This window comes from Dyadobacter sp. BE31 (genome assembly GCF_031457695.1).
Lineage (GTDB): Bacteria > Bacteroidota > Bacteroidia > Cytophagales > Spirosomataceae > Dyadobacter.
The window spans coordinates 1,212,368-1,233,344 of record NZ_JAVDXA010000003.1 but is presented as its reverse complement, the minus strand read 5'-3'; the positions used below and the strand labels follow the sequence as shown (position 1 = coordinate 1,233,344).

The 20,977-nt window shown below is 48.8% G+C and carries 13 protein-coding genes; 5 read left to right on the top strand and 8 right to left on the bottom strand.

The genetic code is table 11. The features are described from left to right. The first annotated feature begins 271 nt into the window (after positions 1-271). Positions 272-1,504 carry a site-specific integrase gene (locus J2Y43_RS20700; RefSeq protein WP_309986649.1) on the top strand — a complete coding sequence of 411 codons (1,233 nt, stop codon included), beginning with the start codon at positions 272-274 and terminating at the stop codon, positions 1,502-1,504. Positions 1,505-1,682: 178 nt separating this feature from the next. Here the strand turns inward: J2Y43_RS20700 and J2Y43_RS20695 are convergent, their stop codons facing one another. Then, positions 1,683-2,246, bottom strand: a complete 564-nt coding sequence (locus J2Y43_RS20695) for a hypothetical protein (RefSeq protein ID WP_309986646.1) — start codon at positions 2,244-2,246, stop codon at positions 1,683-1,685. 347 nt (positions 2,247-2,593) lie between these two features. Between J2Y43_RS20695 and J2Y43_RS20690 the strand changes: the two genes are divergently transcribed. Then, entirely contained in the window at positions 2,594-3,298 is a 705-nt protein-coding gene (locus J2Y43_RS20690; protein WP_309986643.1) for a hypothetical protein, read from the top strand. Positions 3,299-4,014: 716 nt separating this feature from the next. Here the strand turns inward: J2Y43_RS20690 and J2Y43_RS20685 are convergent. Continuing rightward, positions 4,015-4,251 carry a hypothetical protein gene (locus tag J2Y43_RS20685; RefSeq protein ID WP_309986639.1) on the bottom strand — a complete coding sequence of 79 codons (237 nt, stop codon included), beginning with the start codon at positions 4,249-4,251 and terminating at the stop codon, positions 4,015-4,017. A gap of 271 nt (positions 4,252-4,522) precedes the next feature. After that, positions 4,523-4,918: a DUF4345 domain-containing protein gene (locus J2Y43_RS20680; RefSeq protein ID WP_309986636.1), complete on the bottom strand. Its 396-nt coding sequence runs from the start codon at positions 4,916-4,918 to the stop codon at positions 4,523-4,525. 173 nt (positions 4,919-5,091) lie between these two features. Here J2Y43_RS20680 and J2Y43_RS20675 point away from each other — a divergent pair, with 173 nt between their 5' ends. The 3 genes from J2Y43_RS20675 (at position 5,092) to J2Y43_RS20665 (ending at position 7,153) form a co-directional block, all read left to right on the top strand. After that, positions 5,092-5,271, top strand: a complete 180-nt coding sequence (locus J2Y43_RS20675) for an SPW repeat protein (protein ID WP_309986634.1) — start codon at positions 5,092-5,094, stop codon at positions 5,269-5,271. Positions 5,272-5,454: 183 nt separating this feature from the next. Then, complete coding sequence (locus J2Y43_RS20670; RefSeq protein WP_309986631.1) at positions 5,455-6,420, top strand: alpha/beta hydrolase; 966 nt, start codon at positions 5,455-5,457, stop codon at positions 6,418-6,420. Positions 6,421-6,748: 328 nt separating this feature from the next. After that, positions 6,749-7,153, top strand: coding sequence for a VOC family protein (locus J2Y43_RS20665; RefSeq protein WP_309986628.1), 405 nt, complete (start codon positions 6,749-6,751; stop codon positions 7,151-7,153). Positions 7,154-7,155: 2 nt separating this feature from the next. Here J2Y43_RS20665 and J2Y43_RS20660 read toward each other — a convergent pair whose 3' ends face one another. From J2Y43_RS20660 to J2Y43_RS20640, 5 genes are all read right to left on the bottom strand, one after another. Continuing rightward, positions 7,156-9,783 (bottom strand): outer membrane beta-barrel family protein, encoded by a 2,628-nt coding sequence (locus J2Y43_RS20660; protein ID WP_309986626.1) that lies wholly within the window; start codon positions 9,781-9,783, stop codon positions 7,156-7,158. Between the two features lie 63 nt (positions 9,784-9,846). After that, positions 9,847-10,839 (bottom strand): FecR domain-containing protein, encoded by a 993-nt coding sequence (locus J2Y43_RS20655; protein ID WP_309986623.1) that lies wholly within the window; start codon positions 10,837-10,839, stop codon positions 9,847-9,849. A gap of 140 nt (positions 10,840-10,979) precedes the next feature. Continuing rightward, positions 10,980-11,528 (bottom strand): RNA polymerase sigma-70 factor, encoded by a 549-nt coding sequence (locus tag J2Y43_RS20650; RefSeq protein WP_309986620.1) that lies wholly within the window; start codon positions 11,526-11,528, stop codon positions 10,980-10,982. 246 nt (positions 11,529-11,774) lie between these two features. Next, positions 11,775-12,404, bottom strand: coding sequence for a response regulator transcription factor (locus tag J2Y43_RS20645; protein WP_309986617.1), 630 nt, complete (start codon positions 12,402-12,404; stop codon positions 11,775-11,777). A 113-nt stretch (positions 12,405-12,517) separates the two neighbouring features. Then, positions 12,518-20,977 (bottom strand): T9SS type A sorting domain-containing protein, encoded by an 8,460-nt coding sequence (locus J2Y43_RS20640; protein WP_309986615.1) that lies wholly within the window; start codon positions 20,975-20,977, stop codon positions 12,518-12,520.

Sequence of the window (20,977 nt, the reverse complement as noted above, 5' to 3'; positions counted from 1 at the left end):
GCCAAGATAAAAGCTTTTAGGTCATCATCCAGAGGCGTCAGGGATATTCCATTTTTCCTATTCAGGCTTACGAAACTATATGCCTAACTTCCCCCCAGATTTCCTGCTTGATCCTTTTTGGTGAGTAATCCGGTGAGTTCAAGAATCTGTAAATTTTACTCACCAGAATCGCTACAACTCATTGTATAACAACCTGTTTACCACGTAAACATCTTGTGCTGATTAGGCTTGCAAGACTACTTTTGTTCAACTTTTTAACCTGAAAAAGGGTATGAAAACAAAGATCAGTCTGCTTTTCTATTTGAAGAAGCCGAAGAATTATCAAAAAGGGCCGGTGCCAATTTATCTGCGGATTACGGTTGAAAGTAAGAGAGCTGAATTTACGACCGGGCGTGAATGCGAGCCGAGCCGGTGGAATGCGGTTGCTGGAAGAGTTACTGGTATCAGGGAGGCTGTAAAGTCGCTTAATTCTTATCTCGGTAACTTGGAACAACAATTGCTGGACGCTCATGCCTCGTTGGTGCGTGACGATGTGTTGATAACAGCAGAGACGATCAAAAACAAATTTCTAGGCGTCGCCCCAAAGCAGCGGTTACTGATGACCGTGATCGCTGATCACAATGAGCGTATGAAGGCGTTGGTCGGTCAGGAATATGCTATCGGTACATTCAACCGCTACAAAGTGCTCGAACGCCATACAGTGGCGTTTTTGAAGCAAAACTACAATACATCTGATATCGACATTAGCGGAATCGATTTCGCTTTCATCGCCGATTATGAATTCTACCTACGCTCTGTCCGCAAGATGGGTAATAATGCCGTTGTGAAGCACATGAAGATGTTCCGCAAGATTGTCAATATCTGCCTGGGCAATGGCTGGATGAGTCTTGATCCGTATTTGAACTTCAAAGGCAAGTTTAAGAAGGCCGATAAAGCGATCCTTACGCGCGCCGAACTTGATTTGATGGCGAGTAAGGAGTTTGCCAGTGATCGACTCGCACAGGTGCGGGATACCTTTCTTTTTTGTTGTTTCACCGGCCTGGCCTACTCCGATATCCAGAAGCTCGAAAAAAGCCAGATAGCACGAGGGATTGATGGCGAACAGTGGATTTTCAGCCAGCGGACGAAAACGAACGTTAAATCGCATATTCCGCTGCTACCAGAAGCCCTTCAAATTATCGATCGATACAAAGACCATCCGCTTTGCGAATCTCGCGGCATAGTATTGCCTGTGCCAAGTAATCAGAAGATGAATGACTACCTGAAAGAGATTGCCGTGCTTTGCGGGATCGATAAAGTTCTCACTTCACACGTTGCCAGGCATACATTCGCAACTACTATAACTTTGCAGAATGGTGTTCCGATTGAAAGTGTTTCGAAAATGCTCGGGCATACCAACATTCGAACAACGCAGATTTATGCGAAGATTCTTGATACGAAGGTCAGCGAGGATATGCAGGCCTTAAAAGGGCGGCTTTCCCGAAGATCTGGCACGGAAGGTTAGCGCTGCACCTTCTCTCTCACGACCCCTCCAATTTGTGAGAGGGGATCGCGAGAGAGAAGGTGAAAGAGAAAATTGACACATCCTAGATAAATGCGAAGTTAACTTAATGGACGCCAATTCGTTAAAACAGGCATTAAAGGAAAACAGACTTAGATACTGGGATTCACCACTGGACTTACTAGAACCAGTCTCCCGTAGGCTGAGAATACTTATTAGGTTGGTTAGTTACGGTCGGCAAATATGTAATCCCTAATCTTGCATCCAGAAATCCCCATAGCCCGTAATATATCCTGTCACCAGTTTTAGAGATTACATAAACACCGAGTTGTTTCTTTGCCTTAAGAAGCTGTCGTTTATCTTCCAGGCTCATAATTTCTTCCTTGCTTACGATTATGCTATCACCAATTACCCATACATTTTCACTTTTAGAGCTGAGAATTTTATTTACCTCGGAAAGCACCTCATTATGCTCCATAACATAAAGTCTGTACGATAGGTGAATCAGATATTGTCTCGCCATTAGGTCAACGGCAATCGACAGGAAGACAAATCCAAGAGATAAAATCTTTGACCTAAGCGATTCTTTGCCAAATAAAATCCATACAAGGCAAATGGAAGCAATCAGGCCACCAAATACGCTGGCCAGCAGATATATGTTTTGTCGTCGACCGAAAAATAGTAGGCTGGTTAAAACACAACAAATACCTACTGCTAGGCCTATCTGTTTTGAGGATAGTCGCACGGGGAAGTTAATGTTAAGTCAAAATATAAAAAAGATTTGACAACCTACCGAGACGTCATTGCATAAATATAACTTTTCTTCCTTCCTTTCATGAGCCGAGTTGATATTGCCAAATCAAAGATTGCCTCTTACCCGCAATCGGCCAGATGTACAATTGTCGGACAATTGAATCTGGCCGCCCAAATGCTCCGAAGTCGCGGGCGGGGAGAGATTTATAAAAATTTTTAGAACAAGATTATAGAATCGCTGGCCTGATATTCCATTGGACGGGAATTTCACTACATCGGCTTTTAGTTGCCCAGCAAATCTCAAATACGGATATTTGCCAAAATCCTCACACCTCTCACATGAGCATAAAATTTCAGTTTACAACGATCCTACTCTTCTCTTTACTTGGCCCGGCGAAAGCGCAAGTTGTTACTAAGCAAATAATAACCGGCAAAATTGTTGACACGGCGGCAACATACAACTGGTTTAGAGAGAATGTTGTCAAACTTGGACTGAAAGACTTGATGAGATCGAGCGACCCGGTACATTTTCGGTTCTGGTGTAGAAATCAAGTACTGGAAATATGGAGCCATGATCAAAAATCATTTCGGGGCGAACTGGTTAGTTATACATCTAGACATAGTCCAAATGAATTTTCAAATTCAGGCAAAGAAGAAAGGTTTCTCTCTAAACACATCATCATCGACCCTGATATGGCAACGCGTATCTACGAGCGTGCCACCGAGGTCGCGCTTTTCGATATTCCACTCCAAGCGAAAATTAAAGGCTACAAAATGGGTGTAGATGGTTACAGCGTGTCACTGGAGTATGCCGAGCCACTAAAGTATAGCATGAAGGATTATTGGTCACCTAATTCTCAGGCGACAGTGCCAGAGGCTAAGTTAATCGCCGATTTTGAAACCTTCCTAGAAACAAAATTAGGATTGCGCGAAAAGTGGGATATGTTTATAGATGGACTTCCTAAAGGTTGCTACCATACTGGCGGCCTTACAGTCGTGTGCAATAGCAAAAAGAGTGCTCGACGATTGCGCAGGTCGCACTGACATTTTTGCTATATTGGGTCCAATTGCAAGCCGGCGACCTCAATCTGGTGAGTGACAAGGTGAGTTAAAGATTTGACAGGACACAAGCAATTGATACACAATTTGTTACTTTAAAAAGTATGATCCCAGCGGGATCACTTAAAGCGCCTCAAAAGGCGCTTTTTTAGTTTAAAAACGTCATTTTTTCACTGTTTTTCGAAGATAAGCATGTCATTCTGATTCAATCCAGATCAAAGCATTCGGTAACCTATTCGGTAACCTGCTTTGCCTAGTAAATTAGGTTACCGAATGGACATGCTGGCTGAGGTAACAGCGCGAAAAGAAGTTAAATGGGTTCGTCAGATCGTCAAGACGGCACTAAGGGTCTTAAACTAGAATTGGCCCCTAACGCTCACTTGTTCCGCAATCGGGGACATGCTGATTGGAACAGGTGTTAGAAATCAACAACAGCAGCAGCTAGGCTAAGTTGTGTAACCTACCAATACTGCGAATTACACTTCGATCTTGAGTATCGACCTCTGCTCGATTTGAACTTTGAATACGGCAGCCCCTCAGCTTGCGTTGAGGGGCTTTTCACACAAAAATTTAAGGAATATGACTATTTTGTTGGTTAAGATGTAGGGAAGACAAAATCAATTACTTCTCCTGAATTTGCAACGTTTTAATTAGTATGGAATGTGGTCGACGGCTGCCAATTGTTTGCTCTTATAGATTGGTCACTGCCTGATGTCAGCAATATTCATCTCCATTGCCATCTTCGAAACGCGTTTCATGAAGTCGAGCAGTTGAGGATATGTTTTGTAACCAGTCATTTTTAAGCCTTTTCCATCGACAGTAAAAGTCAGGGTTGGAAGCGTATTGACTCGATTAATCCATATTTTATTGAGGTCATCCAGCACTGCCTGCCGGCTCTTTCTGCTGTCGAGCTCCTGGACGAATCTGTTAAAATCCAATGTCGAAGGATTTTTTTGCAAATTCTTGCGACTTCAACCAGTGTTCCAGGCTCAGATAGATCTTGTCGACCTTGTGCCATTTCAGTTCTCACCGCATCTAAAAATAGATCTGCTGCCCATGAAGATTGTAATTCGGCGGCTTTGACTGCCTGACAGGACAAAATGGACGGGTGTAATAAACAACCTTGATCTTCGGAGTGGGAGTATTAACGGATCCATATTTTACAAAGTATTTTTGGCCTCTGGTTTGACATAAGGGAAATTCAAGGTCCTAACCAGAAATCCGCGACTGCCAGTACGCGAGCAGCGGTGGGACTGCTAGCTCAAAAAACGCAACAATGTCAAACGGGGAAGGTGGCAGGCCATAGCTGGCGACCGACAGCATGCGTCCAACCGCGCCGAAAAAAATAAGGGCACAAATAATCCTCAGCTCCGCTGATCTGCTTTTTATGCTCGGGATAATAGACAATACGCACAAACCGACCCCGACCGACAACCCATTCAAAAAACGAAGGTTGCTATCCAGCAGTACACCGGACGGCTTGTGGGCTTCATCGTAAATTGGATTGTTAATTCCTGCCATGCCCAATAAGCCCGTAACGATCGGCACCGTGGCACAGATGCCTAGCGATACTTGCAATAACCTTCTACTTTGCCGTTTTTTCATCGAGTCTTACAGCCTGAGCTGCTGGTTGAACTTTGCGCGTTTGCGCACGGCGAGATTATAAAAATCATTCCGAAAGCCCCTGTTAACCGCTGGAACGGATTTTTTCAATGGCGCCACTTTCACAAACCCGGTGAATCAAAGCCGGTGGGTATTCACTATAAACTATAATCACAATGAAAATAGTCAGCACAAGCATGCACACCAGGATCGATTACATCGCGGGTATCTTCTTTTTTGCATCGCCATGGATTTTCAGCTTTACCGAGTCGGTCTATGCGGCATGGACGGTGATCGCTGTCGCGGCAGTAGCGCTCACAATGTCCCTTTTCACGGTTTTGTCGACTAAGCGTTGAATTCCGCTTTTCGTTTGGACAGATTTTAAACATTGGAAATACTTACCGACAAATTTGAATCTCACAAAATGACCTTGCAAAAATATTTTGCGAGATATCACTAATTTATTTTTGACCCCTGACATAACGCTGTCACTTGGCAGATATAGGTTTGCCTCATTATTAATCTTCAAAAGAATAAAAATGACAAACGAAACCAATTCGACGCTTATCTCGGCCAATTTTCCCAAGCCCATCCGTATTCCGGTCAACGGTGTGGAACTGGAAGTCTTTGAAACAGGTAAACAAAATGCCGGAAAACCCATTGTACTATGTCATGGCTTTCCGGAACATGCTTTTTCTTGGCGTTATCAGATACCGGCGCTTGTTGCAGCCGGCTATCACGTCATCATTCCAAACCAGAGAGGTTACGGCAATTCATCCGGTCCGGCCGAAGTAACTGAATACGACATTGAACACCTGACAGGCGATCTGGTCGCATTACTCGACTATTTTGAATACAAAGATGCCACTTTTGTTGGTCACGATTGGGGTGCAAATGTCGTTTGGAGTCTCGCATTATTGCACCCTGAGCGGGTAAACAAAGTGATAAACCTGGCCTTGCCCTACCAGGAACGCGGAGAAAAGCCATGGATTGAGTTTATGGAAGCTATATTTGGAGAAGACTTTTATTTCGTTCATTTCAATCGACAGCCGGGGGTGGCAGATGCCATAATGAATGAAAATGTATCCCGGTTTCTTCGTAACATATTCCGCAAAAATCTACCTCCCACCCCGCCAGAACCGGGAATGCTGATGATTAATCTTGCAATAGCGGAAAAGCCACTTGGAGAACCCTTAATGGAAGATCGCGAACTATCTGTGTTTGTTTCCGCCTTCGAATCATCAGGGTTTACAGGAAGTATAAATTGGTACCGGAACCTTGACAGAAACTGGCACTTAATGGCGAATGTAGTCCCAATCATTCGTCAGCCGACTCTTATGATATATGGGGAACAGGACACGATTCCAAAGTCCGAAAACCTGAAAAATATTGTCCCTAATTTGGACATTGTTAGCCTGGATTGCGGCCATTGGATTCAACAGGAAAAGCCAGAAGAAACTACCCGGTCAATTTTAAAGTGGTTAGAACTACAAAACAATGCCTAATACCAAAAACTGACTCGTTATTTGAATGATAACCGAAGGCATAAACTGGCAAAAGAAACAGCACGTTTCTTGCCGGTTTATGGCCTGGCTGATATGGTTTATGGCCTGGCCGATATTTTGAGAAAAGCTCGAAATGGGTTGAAAAAGCCGGTGAACTGCATGAAAAACTGAGCGAATTTTGCTTTATTGCCAGCTCGGTTGTTCACCAGGACACACTCGCCAACGTGAAGTAAAGCGCAGGCAAAAGGCCTCAGTGTTTCGCCTGCCACGCAATCAGTAGTGTGAATAAAAAAATATCGGACATGAAAGCCGGTTCGAAACTGCATTTATGCAACACATCGCCCATATAAGCCTGGTAGTCGATGACTATGACGAGGCTATTGATTTCTATGTAAATAAACTTGGTTTTAGCCTGATCGAAGATACGCGGCTCACCGACGAGAAGCGATGGGTTATCGTAGGCCCCCGTGGCGCCGGGTGCAGCCTTTTGCTTGCCAGAGCGGCAAACCAGCAACAAAAGGCATCGGTAGGCAACCAGACAGGCGGCAGGGTATTTCTTTTCCTTTATACGGAGGACTTCTGGACAGATTATGCAAATTTCACTGCAAAAGGTGTCGTCTTCGTAAGGCCTCCTAAGCAGCAGGAATACGGGATCGTTGCCGTCTTCGCCGATTTGTACGGCAATCTGTGGGATTTAATTCAGCCAGCAACGAAACCCGATCGGCACATCTGAAATCAGAAGCCCGTAGCTCTCCTTTTCTCATCAAAAAGTACGTTTCTGTTATTTCCCGAAACCTTAGATCTTCCGAATAAATAGGTAAGGCCAAGGTTGAAGGTTTTATAATCATAGTCCGTTTTTATAGACTGTATAAAATCGTTGAAACGTATATCATATTTAGTTACACTACCAATAAAAAAGGAGGAGCTGATTATCAAATTGTTATTGAGCAATTTCAATCTGGTACCGATTGTTAGATTCCTTTGACTGTATGTGTAAACGTTCCCACCGGTTGAGGGAAGATTTTGGCTGTAATTCAGATAAAAACCCAATTGGGATGTTGCCTTGAAACTATTGTTGACGCTAAATGACGCGGAAGTTCCATTTTGAGTGGGGACGTCTTCTATTTTAGATTTTGACGATGTAAAGAAAAAGGAGGCGGAGGTGCTACTGTCCCACCATTTGAATAGTGCCCGGTTAAGCGATACGTAAGCGCCCAGATTGTCCTGAGTTAAGTAATTTTCTATTCTCGAAATTACTGACGGCCCGTTTACTGTGGTAATGGACGAAAATATATCACTGCTGTGTTGTGTAAATGCAGTAAACGAAAACATACCTTTATACAGATAATTGATTTCCAAATTGTTACTGTATGACGGCAGAAGAAGTGGATTTCCAATAGAATAACTGTAAATATTTGAATAGAATGCGAAAGGGTTTAAGAAATTCAGACCGGGGCGATTAATCCTCCTCGAATAATTTAAAGAAATAACATCATTCCCGGTAGCTTTGTAAAGGAGATAGGCTATGGGAAATAATGCACCGTAACTACGCTTACTACGCTGTTCCAAAGTCGGCGAGTAGCCGTCCATGGTAGTATACTCGTAACGCAATCCCGCTTTGGCAGTCCATTTCCTTGACAGTTCAGACTCCATGCTGACATATGAGGCAAGGTTTTTCTCGGTGTAATTGAATTCGTTACTGCGCGTCTTATCCAGCAAGAATTTTTCGTGGACGTAGTTATAATATGCCACGTCGGCACCGTTGTTAAAATTGGCAAATTTGACTCCTGTCTCTACTGTTATCCATTTATAAGGCAATGTCAGGTCTGATTGAATTGACCAGATATTGTATTTCGAAAAGCTGTTATTTCGGACTGAGGCAGAGGCATTTTCAGATTCAGAAACGAAATCGTTTCGTATTCTAGGCCTGTTTGTAAAAAAGCTGACAGAACTACTTAATTTTTTCCCGGTCGTGTCAATCTTCAAATCGTAGTACGTATTCAACGTTTGTGTAAACAATGGCCTTGAAATGTCGGCCGTCGTATTCAGGGTCGAGTCAATAGCATTGCCTGTATTGTAACTGGTCCTGTTATGCAAGGCCGTGAGCGACTTGCTGTCTGACATGTTGTAAATAAGCCCGATATTATTATGTTTATTCAGCTTATAATCAATACTTAAACCAGCCTGCACACCTGGTGTAGTTGTTACGCGCCGGCCGCGGCCAAGGATTGGGTTCGGTCTATCGACTATGTCATTCGATTCTTTAATGATACTGCGGAAATTGGATTGGTTAAATGTAAAGGAACTGCTAACTTTTTCTGATCGATAGAAAAGTGCCAGATTGTTATTATAGGAGCTGTATGTTCGCTGTATAAACGACGAACTGACTGACCCGCGCCAACCCAAAGATTCGTTTTTCTTCAAAACAATGTTAATCAGGCCGGCATTTCCCTGGGCCTCGTATTTCGCCGGCGGATTGGTAATGATTTCGATTTTTTCCACACTTTCAGACCTGAGTGTTTTCAGATAATTAACCAGGTCAGTTCCAGTCAAATAGATTATCTTCTCATTGACCATAACCCCTATCCCACCCTTGCCCGCCATTGAAACACCATTGTCGGATACCTTTAAAAAAGGCGCGACCTGCAAAGCCTCAAAAAGGGAAGAACCATTGGCCATGATGGTGTTGTTCAGGTTGAATATCCATCGATCAGCCTTCCGTTCAAGTACAGGACGTCTGCTGGTGATAGTTACTTGTTTAAGTTGTCTGGTTGATTCGATGAGTATGATATCCGGTAGCTGAACCGTTCTTATGTCTCCTAATGTAAGGGCAAGGGACAAAGTATCTTTGCTTACTTCCGAAATCCTGACCAAATAGTCACCTTGCTCTGCTGCCATGAGCCTGAAATACCCCGCGGTATCGGTTTGCGCGACCTGGATCCATTGCCCGGTAGCGAGTTGCCTAATCATTACGTTCGCAAACGCCAGGGATTTATGATTGATATCCACCACGCGACCCTTGATCTCATAGTCGGCTTGCGCAACCTTACGTTCGATCAGTATATTCCCTTCGACCTGCCGGAATGAAAGGAAGGTGTTTTGCAGCAGCTCCCGCAAGGTTTGTTCAATAGTTCTTGTCGCTACCGGCACGGTAAGGTTCGTAAATGATTTAATTTCCCCTTTACGGTAATAAAAGCGAAGCGAGGTTTGCTGCTCGATTTTTCTGAGGCCACTGGCAAGGCTTTCACCCCGCAGGCCGATCGTAACCATTTCCGAGTGCATATCTTGCCCCCTGGCGGTGGTTGCAAATAGGAACAGGAAAATGGGCAATGCAATGATGGTAACGATAGTAACTATACGCATTAGGCAAAAAAATAGATGGCTTGTTTGATCCTATCGCATCGATGATGCGGGCATGTTCGCTTTTTAGTTGCTACAACCTGGCCCATCTATCACGATGCTGCCGTCCGGCTCGACCCGATAAGTGGCGTTGTTAAAAGCGCACATTACTTTTAGTATTTTCTCCAATTCTTCACCACTAATGGAAGTGCCTGTAAAACGGCAGTCCTTTAATTTTGCATTACCGAAACTGATCTTCACATTGAAGTGCTGACGCAATTGCGCAATCGCCTCGCCAAAACTTACATCTTCAAAATGCAGGTCACTTTGCTGCCAGGCAATTACCGCTGCGGCATTAACAGTTGCCTGTAAAGCTTCCTCTTTTAAGGTGTTAAAACTGATCTGCTGATTTGGGCGAAGTACACCCAGTAATTCGTCACCGTTGGCAACGCTCACCTTACCACGGGTCACCGTAACCTGGATGGTATGTGTGCTTTTGTCCTCTTTAATATTAAATGCGGTGCCCAACACCTTTGTCAGCAGGTTACCGGTATGAATAATAAAGGGTTTGAAACTGTCATGGTGAATGTCAAAATACGCTTCGCCGGAGAGGTAAACCTCCCTTGTTTGGCCATTGAATGTTTCAGGATATTTTAACTCGGACCCTGCATTGATCCATACCCGACTACCGTCAGCGAGCGTGATTGCCCTTTTCTGGTCAATGGGAGCTTGGAGCGCTGTAAGCTCTACAGGATTTAGGAAGCTTCGCAGTAACGGCCATTCCAGGTACAAAGTACAAGCGATCAGCAGTACCGCTGCGGCAGCTGCAACGCTTTGCCACCACCAAAGCTTCCTTTGCGGCAGCGGCAGAACTTTTACCTCTGCCTGGCGAATGGTGCTGTCAATGTCGCTGAACACGCTGGAAAGCCACTGATCCTTGCCTGATTGATCCAGACTATGCCATTCTTGATTGGGATTACCATACTCTTCCAGCCAGCGTTCCACGAGCTGGTTTTCTGTCTGTGTGGTCTCGCCCTTTAAGTAACGATCCAGTAAAGCGACTATTTGTTGACGACTCATTTGCTATCCATTTGGCAGTAGCCGTATGAGGGGCCATTTAGTACTATTGGGAAAAATGATTTTTTTTTAGGCGGGTATAATGACGACAATCCCTTACAACCCGTAAGATTCATTTGAAAGAGGAATAGGTGGCGCCCGATTCAGGAAAGCCAGCACATGAATGCGACGGCAGAAGCACCTGACAATGAAGCCCGTAGATATTTCAATGCGGTAGAAAGCTGGTTTTTTACCGTCTGTTCGGAAACCTGCAATTTGTCGGCAATTTCTGCAATACTTAAATTTTCTTCCCGGCTCAACAAATAAACTTCTTTCACCCGTGGAGATAACTTATTCAGCGATGTTTCGATAATGTGGGTTATTTCTTTTGCCGCCATTTCCTGGTCAATCGTAACTTCATAGTCGACAGCCAGCGAATTTACCATTGCCGCGTACTCCTCACGGGTAATGTTCTTGCGTATTTTATCCACTATGCGGTAGCGGGTGAGTTTAAACAGATATGCTTTTAAATCGCGGTCAACTTTCAATTCTCTTCTTTCCTGCCAGAGCTTCACAAAAACATCGTGAATAATATCCCTACTATCCTCCAAGTCAAATAATTTAGAACTGGCAAAACCCACCAGCGAAGCCGCATACCGGCTGTAAATTTCAGAAAAGGCATTGTTGTCGTCTTTTTTTAGAAGATCGATCAATTGCAAATCGGTTAAGGCTGAATATGTCGACATGTATTGTTCCTTGCTGCCAGCTCTGCGGCTTACACTGCTAATTATAATCACTTAATCCCGAAGAACGAAACTCAGATTTTGCGATCAGCAAGTACATCCAGAGAGCACTAAACCAACAAAACATTGATTAACAATGACTTAATTCCTATATTTTTTTTACAAAAAACCACTTTTGGTTCGACATTAATTATATGTTGGCTGACGTTATGGCAACTAGAAAGCGAGAGATTTCTGATACAGTTCAAACTTGTCGGTTACATTCATTTTTTTGCAAATCCGTTTCTTATAGGTGCTGATGGTGTTGCATTTGAGGTTGAGCAGGCAGGCAATCTCCTTGGTACTTTTACCTAATGCAACTTGGCTCATGATAAGCTGTTCGCGGCCGGAGAGCCTGTCGATCGATTCCAACTCTTTCACTTTACAACCTGCGTCGACCATGGGTAGCAGGGACGATTGTAATTCCAAGCTCATGTATTTTCCGCCGGAAGCCACGATCATGATCGCACGGGCAAGTTCGCCGGGTTTGGAGTGCTTCATAATAAACCCGTCAGCGCCGGAACGCATCGCCGGCAAGGCATAAAGTCGTTCGGCCAGTCCCGAATAGAAAAGTACCGAGACATCAGGCTTGGCTCCTTTGAAAACATTCACGACGTTCGGCGTAATTATCCCATCGACTTTGATCTCGCTGATAACGAGTTCAATATTATTCTCGCTTTTTAGCAGGGACAGTGCCGTTTTCAAATTAGCTGCCTCGAAAAGGCGATAGTCGTTGCAAAGTGTTTGTAGTAGTAGTCGCATGCCTGTTCGGAGCAGCGTCTGGTCATCGACAATCAGTATGTTCATTGCAGGAGGGGTTTGAATGAAAACTCTTTTGAGATAGAAGTTTGGAACAGACGTTCCAGTAAGCCGTGTACCGGCTACCGGAGCGTCTGTTAACTACTAATGAGCGTAATGCATTATTGGATATGAACGAATTTGTGTGTGTGGACCGATCCGTCAGTGTGTGTGATGCGCAGAATGTACACGCCCGAATCGAGCTTGCTTACATCAACCTTGCCGGCTGCAACCGGTCCGGAGCTGTACACCTGCAAACCTGCCAGGTTATCGATCCGGATGGCTTTCACCTGCTTCCAACTGGTCACTTTCAGGTTGAGCTCATCAGCAACCGGGTTTGGATAGATGCTGCTTTCCAGCTTGCTTTCGAAGCGTACGCTTCGGATAGCGCTGTACGCAAACGTGCTATCGCGGTCGACCATTCTCAACCGGTAAAGGTTTTCACCGGTCTCCGGCTTGTTATCAGCGAAAGTGTAGGTTTTTCTCACCTTGCTTTCACCTTGTGCTTGCACGCTGCCGATGGCCTTCCAGGCTTTACCGTCGATGCTGCGCTGCACCTCGAAACGCTCTGAGTTTGTTTCTTCCGAAGTCGCCCAGTTGAGCTCAGCTGCATTTTCACGTGCCGTCGCGGTGAATGAGACCAGCGTTACCGGAAGCGGTTTCTCCCAGCGGATCGTGTAAGGAGCAGGCGGTGATTGCTCGCCCGCTTCATCCACATAGGCGTACTCAAAAGTAGTGCTGGTGTAACCGGTACCTGTAAGTTTGATTGCCAGCGAATCAGGATTGTAGTCAGGGATCACTTGTCCTGCCGTTACCAGCACGCCGTTGTAGTACAGCTCGCCATGGTCGGGCAGGGTTGTGATCACTACCGTACGGTCATGGTTATCACCATTCAATGTACCATCCTCAGGATCGGCGCCAGTCAGCTGGTCGGGCGTTGTTGTGCCCGTACCTGTGCTCACGTGCGAACCGTTGAGCGGTATCATCACGTCGGTAACAGGCTGATCGATCACGTACTCCTTCGGAACGGCCACAGGCGGCTGCTGCACGCCGAAGTTCGCATTGGTCACATCGGTAGAGGTTACCACAATGTTTGGCAAGATGCCATTCACGGTCCCGTCGCTACCTGCATTCGCACCCAGGTGTTCCCCGGTGTTATTCCAACCTGTCGGCAGGCTTGGTACCGTCGAGCCGGCTGCTGTCTGGTGCAACACCACGCTGTAAGTGCCAGGCTCCACATTGCCAAAGTCGTAGGTTCCATCTGAATTCACGGGGACAGTTGCCACTACGGCACCGGTGCTGTCGATCAGCGATACATACAGGCCAGCCGGAATGGTGGTTACGGAGCCGGTTGTATTCACAGTGCTGTCAGTCAATGCATTGGCGTCGTGGAAGACATTGCCTGAAAGGCTTACGACCGGAGTCGAGAACGGCTTGGTGACAGAACTTTCGTTGCTTTCCAGACCGCCATTGTCAGTTACGGTGAATGGTACATCCACAGTCGGGTTGCCGTCGATCGGATCAACCAAAACCTCCAAGCCGGTCACGGGAACAGTTACACCCGAATCAGGGAATACCTGCTGCCCGGCGCCCGGAGTCTGGCCCGGAGCCACATAGGTCGTTCCGTTGATAGTTACCGTTGTCACATTCTGAGGGAACTGGGTGAATGTGATGCTTTGAACGGTGCCATCGGGATCGGTGAAGTTGAAATCATCCGAAATATCCACGGTCGTAGTGCCACCAGGGTTTGGCGAAGACGGTAAGTTCTCGTCGGTCGTTACCGGCGGCTGTTGCACGCCGAAGTTCGCATTGGTCACGTCGGTAGAGGTTACCACAATGTTTGGCAAGATGCCATTCACGGTCCCGTCGCTACCTGCATTCGCACCCAGGTGTTCTCCGGTGTTATTCCAACCTGTCGGCAGGCTTGGTACCGTCGAGCCGGCTGCTGTCTGGTGCAATATTACGCTGTAAGTGCCGGGTTCTATATTACCGAAGTCGTATGAACCATCTGCATTAACAGGAACAGTCGCCACTACGGCTCCGGTGCTATCGACCAGCGATACATACAAGCCCGCCGGGATGGTTGTTACCGATCCGGTTGTGTTCACTGTACTGTCGGCCAATGCATTCGCATCGTGGAATACATTACCGGAAAGGCTCACAACCGGAGTCGAGAACGGCTTGGTGACAGAACTTTCGTTGCTTTCCAGACCGCCATTGTCAGTTACGGTGAATGGTACATCCACAGTCGGGTTGCCGTCGATCGGATCAACCAAAACCTCCAAGCCCGTCACGGGAACAGTTACACCCGAATCAGGGAATGCCTGCTGGCCTGCTCCCGGAGTCTGGCCCGGAGCCACATAGGTCGTTCCGTTGATAGTCACCGTTGTCACATTCTGAGGGAACTGGGTAAATGTGATGGTTTCCACGGTGCCATCGGGATCGGTGAAGTTGAAATCACCCGAAATATCCACGGTGACAGTGCCGCCGGGATTTGGCGAAGACGGCAGGTTTTCGTCGGTCGTTACCGGCGGCTGCTGCACGCCGAAGTTCGCATTGGTCACATCGGTAGAGGTTACCACAATGTTTGGCAAGATGCCATTCACGGTCCCGTCGCTACCTGCATTCGCACCCAGGTGTTCCCCGGTGTTATTCCAACCGGTTGGCAGGTTTGGTACCGTCGAGCCGGCTGCTGTCTGGTGCAACACCACGCTGTAAGTGCCAGGCTCCACATTGCCAAAGTCGTAGGTTCCATCTGCATTCACGAGAACAGTTGCCACTACGGCACCGGTGCTATCGATCAGCGATACATACAGGCCCGCCGGGATGGTTGTTACCGATCCGGTTGTGTTCACTGTACTGTCGGCCAATGCATTCGCATCGTGGAATACATTACCCGAGAGCTGCACGGTCGGAACGGTGAAATCGGCGGTTACGGTGCTCACGTTACTTTCCAGTCCGCCATTGTCGGTGACAAAGAATGGAATTTCCACCACCGCGCCGCCATCGACAGGGTCGACTACAACAGACAGACCCGTTCCAGGGACCGTGAGGTTACCAGCCGGCCAAACCTGCTGGCCTGCGCCCGGCGTAGCGCCCGGGGCGACGTAGGTTGTACCGTTGATGGTAATCGTGGTCGCGTCCGCCGGGAATTCAGTGAACGTAACCGATGCCACGGTTCCATCGCTATCGGTCAATCCGAAGTGCGAGGTCAGGTCCACGGTAGTGGTGCCGCCCGGGTTCGGCTGGGTAGGCTCCGTACCGCCTGTGGTTACCGGAGGCAGCTGGATACCGAAGTTGGCATTGGTCACATTCGTACCTGCGACGGTTACGCCGGTCAGGATACCGTTTACGCCCGCATCGCTACCCACGCCTGCACCCAGGTTCTCGCCGGTGTTCACCCAACCTACCGGCAGGCTTGGCGTGGTAGAACCGGTTGAAGTCTGGTGCAATACGATGCTGTAATCGCCGGGAGCGGTTACGCCGAAGTCATAAGTACCGTCTGCGTTCACCGGCACTGTTTTCACAGCCGCGCCGGTCGAATCTACTAGTGTCACGTACAGGCCGGTCGGGATAGCCGGGTTGTTAGCGGTGCTGTTGACAGTCACATCTTTCAATGCGTTGGCATCGTGAAATACATTACCAGTCAGGGTTACCGGTGCAAAACATGCCTCAGGCGCATTGATAGCCACATTCACCTGTTTCACCAACTGGCATTGACTTGCATTGTCGGTTACTGTCACAGTATAAGTTCTCGGTGAACCTGTGGTGACGGTTGGGTTAGCCACGAATGCATTGGAAAGACCCACAGCAGGGCTCCAAACATAAGAGTAGCTGCCCGAAGAGGTTACATTCAATGGCAGCGGTGCAGAAGTACCTTCACAAAGCGCCAGATCGCCGGTGGTAGCGGCAATTGTGTTTGGATTGACTACCACTACCACTTCCTTGTAGTTGCTGCAACCGGTCGCCGTGTTGGTCTGCGTCAAACGGTAGGTCTGGGTTGTGGTGGCAGCGATCGTAGTAGACGTTGCGTTGGGGCTGCTCACGCCAGCGACAGGGCTCCATTGCCAGGTGCTGTTTGCGGGAGCGGTTCCCGCGAGTGAAAGCGTCGCTATACCGCCTTCGCAAATCGCCGTGTTACCAGTGATATTAAAGTTGTTAGGCGTGTTGACGGTCACTATTACCTGGTCAGTTGTAGTACAGCCATTCAATGTAACACTCACTGTGTAGGTGGTTGTGACAGTCGGCTTAACTGTGGGCTGGGCTACATTAGCTGCGCCTACAATGCTTGCCCCTGTCCAGGAGTAGGTCGCGCCTGCGATCGCAGGGGTACCGATGACAGCAGACTCGCCAGGACACAACGTGGCGTCGCTACCCGCATTCGCTGACGGGCTCACTTTAACCTGATCGGTGAACACACAACCGCTAGGCAACGTCACTGTTACCGAATAGATCGTTTCTGAGGTCACCGTTGCGGTCGGATTGGCCGCAGTGGCGCTGCTCAGACCGGTTGCCGGTACCCAAAGGTATGTTGCGCCCACAGGAGCCGCCGGGTTTCCGGCTGCACCGTACCCGATCGCGACAGGTCCGGCAGGACATACGTTCTGATCGATCAGATCGAGGCCTGTTACCGGATTAACGGTCAAAGTCACCTGGTCGGTGAGCGGAGTGCTGCATCCTGGGTAGCTTACTTTTACCACGTAGGTCGCCGTTGCTGAAGGGCTCAGCACAGTCGGGTTGGCGGCGGTGTTGCTGCTTAGCCCCGTCGCAGGCGTAACGCCATCGGCCATAAACCATTCATATTGCGCAAACGGCTCGGCCGAACGACCCAGCTGCGCAGGCTCTCCCTGGCAAGTGGTAACGGCCGCGCCTGCATACTCGCCGGTAGTGACGGTGTTGCTTAGTACAACCGTATCCTTGTCCATACAGCCCGACAAAGGGTCAGTAACAGTCACAATAAAACTTTGGGGCGACGCAGCAGCGAATTGTATCTGCGGCTGGGCATCGGTTGGTCCTGTACCATTGGTCCATGCGGCATTGGAAGGTTCCCATGCGTAAGTCCAGTTGGTACCTGCGGGAGCCGGGCTGCCCAGGGTGACGGTCGCACCGTTACAAACTGCACGGTCGTTGCCCGCATTAGCCGCCGGCGCCGATACGTTGACCATCAGGGTGTCGCGGTTGCGGCAGCCGGAAGCGGTTTCAGTAATGGCCACACGGAACTGGGTCGTACCATTCACAGTTGCGGTAGGATTGGCAGCAGTGCTGCTGCTTAGCCCGGTAGCAGGATCCCACAGGTAGGTAAAGCCAGCCACGGCCGTGCTCCCGATTTGAACGGAAGTGCCCGGGCAAGTATATTTATCTTGTGCTGTGAATACGGGCAACGACCATCCCGGCGGGTTGATCACGATCGATTTCTGGCAGGAGATAGAACCATCATACTTGTTGGTGATCGTGACGGTGATCGTCGCTTGCGCGGTGGATGTAATATTTACCGTCGGTACGCTCGCATTGTCGACCAGGTTCGCGGGGCTCCACGAGAAGTTGTAGTTGGATGGATCGCCGATGCTGGTACCCAGTTTCAGGGCTACCGCGCCGAATACTTTCGGGCAGGCCTGGTCTGAAAGTGTGACTATTTCAAAATCACAACCTCCCGAACCTGTACACGGCTGCACGGATACGTCAGCCGAGCAGGTCACGCCATTCAGAGTAACGGTGCGACGGAAAACGGTAACTCCGCTGTTGCTTTTCAGGTATGCATCCTGCCCGGCATTGGCGGTTTGCAATATGGTGCCGTCTCCTGATACGACGCTCCATGAATAAGTTGCGCCTGGCGCATTCTGCTCGTCCATATGTCTGCTCCAGATAGGGCCGCAAACAGTTTCATCCTGGTCGGTAATGCGGCTGTTCAGCACGGATACTTTCACTTCATCCGTGAAGGCACAGCCCCCTTTAATAGCGGATACCGTATAATTGATCGCCCCGCCGGCCACCGCTGCGGTCCCTGCATTGAAAACCGGATTGGCTACCTGAGAAGCGGAAAGGTACTGACCCGATGTCCAGGTATAGGCAAATGTCGCATCTGCCGTACCGCCCAGGGTGACGGATGTGTTCTTACAAATCGTCTTATCAGTTCCGGCAAATGCCAATGTGCCATTCGGTGCGGTAACCGGCGTCACAGTCACATCGTCGGTAGTTACACAAGTGCCGCCGCCTTTTTGCTGAACGGTGACAGTCAAACGGTATACTGTTGTGGCAGTTGGGTTGGCGATAGGCTGCGCGCAGGTCGTACAGCTTAGCGACGAAACCGGGTTACCGGAAATACTTGTCCAGACATAGGATACCGAGGGACTCGAAACGGGTGGGACGCCGATTTGAACACCGCCGGCACCCTGGCAGATCGACTTGTCGGTACCTGCATTGGCGATAGCGGGGACTATCGTAACCTGGTCGATGTCCACGCAGCCAGCGGCATCGGTTACCTGTAATGTATAGGTGGTTGCCTGGGTAATGCCCGGGGTGGTCCATGTGCCGGTAGAGGCGAGCGGCGTGCCATTACTGGTACTGCCTTCATACCACTGATAGGTGTAGGAGGGCGTTCCGCCGGAGGCAGTACCTGCCAGCTGTACCGTGTTGGAACCGGGCCCGCAAACAAACCATTGGGGGCCGTCGGCGTTGGCAATCGGCGATACATCGGTGCCGATGATCACCGACGCTACCTGAGAGCTGTCCACTGTTTTGAAACCGCAAAAACCATCGTTGACTTTCACGATCCGGCGGTAGTAAGCTGAGGTATTTCTGGCCAGCGGCTGCAAATCCTTGAATACCTCACCGGGCATGTCGGCCCACGGCCCTGTCGCGTTTTCGGCAATTTGCCATTGGTAGAGCATGGTCGTGCTGTACCCGGATGGGGAAACGATCGTGGCAGGGCTCGCATTGATCACCTGAGGAATACCCAGGATACAGGCTTGCTGACTGGCCGGCGAAAGCGTGGTCGCTGCAAATTGAAGATTGGGAACAGGCTGGGTTGAAAGCTTCCATACATACTGGGAACGGATATTTGCGTTCGCCGTCGGCGTGACTGCATATTTGCAGGGACCAAACAGCGCGTCGGTCAAATAAGTCCCCGCCGCATAAATATCTCCCGCCGCATCAACACCAACGGATAGTCCGTCGTCAATGGCCAGGGTCGCGGCCGCCCCTCCCGCAGTTTTTATCCAAACGAAACCCGCATCGGTGGTATACTTGCTCACAAAAATATCTGTGCTGGCGATGGCAGTGCCCCGGTTGGTTACCTTTACGACCCCTGCTCCCGGATCCCAGTCGCGATCCAGGATAGCCGCAGCATTTGTATAGCGCCCGGTCGCCAACAGGTTTCCGGCATTGTCGAGCGTAATGTCCCCGACAGCATTACCCTGAAACATTCCCCACACGTAATTCCCGTTGCCATCCCATTTGGTGATGAAACCCGCTGCGGGAATGTCGGTAGTACCAGGCCCTGGATCCAGGTCCATAGTTCCTCCCGCATTTCCTCCAATATAGATGTTTCCGGCGTTGTCTGCCTCGATCTCGCTCACCGAACTGGAACCCGTATTGGCAATCGTCTTAACCCACTGAAATGTCCCGGCGCCGTCCAGTTTTGTGACAAATCCCGTTTGGGTGGTCGTTGCAGGAACAGTAAAGGGCCCAAAATCGGAAGCTCCACTATTGGAGTTCACAGTACCTCCGACAAATACATTTCCGTTGCCATCGACATCCAGCGTAGTTCCATTGTCGTTGAGCGGGCCACCCATTCGCCTGGCCCATATAAATGTACCGTCCGGAGCTAATTTCAAGACATACGAATCGGTCCATCCGCCCGCGGATGTCAACGCGGACACCCCGGAGCCCGGGTTGAAGTCGACGGTATTGGAAAAGTTACCGGCAACATAAATATTCCCGGCACCATCCGTCTTGATGTCATTTCCAGTGCCATTGGTCACCACCTCTGCCGAAACGTCCGCCAGTCTGACAGCCCAGGAATAATTTCCGTTACTGTCGAGCTTAAGAATAAACGTTTCCGTGCCACTTGTTACTCTGGTCGAAAGTTCGGCCACACCTCCGCCCGGATTGAAATCGGCAGTTCCCCTGAACGAGCCGGTGATAACCAGGTTTCCGGACGCATCAACTGCGATTGCAGAAGTGTTGATCACAAAGGTGGCGCTGATCTGTTTGACCCATACCAGATTCTTGTTTTTATCCAGCTTCTGGATATAAGCATACTGGCCGGAGGTGCCCGCTGTCAAAGGGCTTACGCCAGGGCCCGGATCGAAATCAACGGTTTCGACGGAACGTCCGATCATGTAGGTATTTCCCGCCGCGTCGGTCACGCCGCCCTGCGGAATGGCTTGTGCTGCCGGTGTTACAAGGCCGGCTTCTGCAATCCACACCTGCCCCACGTCCTGTGCATTCGCGGAAACAGAATTAAGCCAAAGCATCGAAAAGCAGCATAAAATGGGCAACCGGGTGAAGCCGGCCGTTCGTGTTCGATTCACCCACCGCTTGACGGTCGGTACAACGAACTTGATAAATAATTTTTTCTTCAT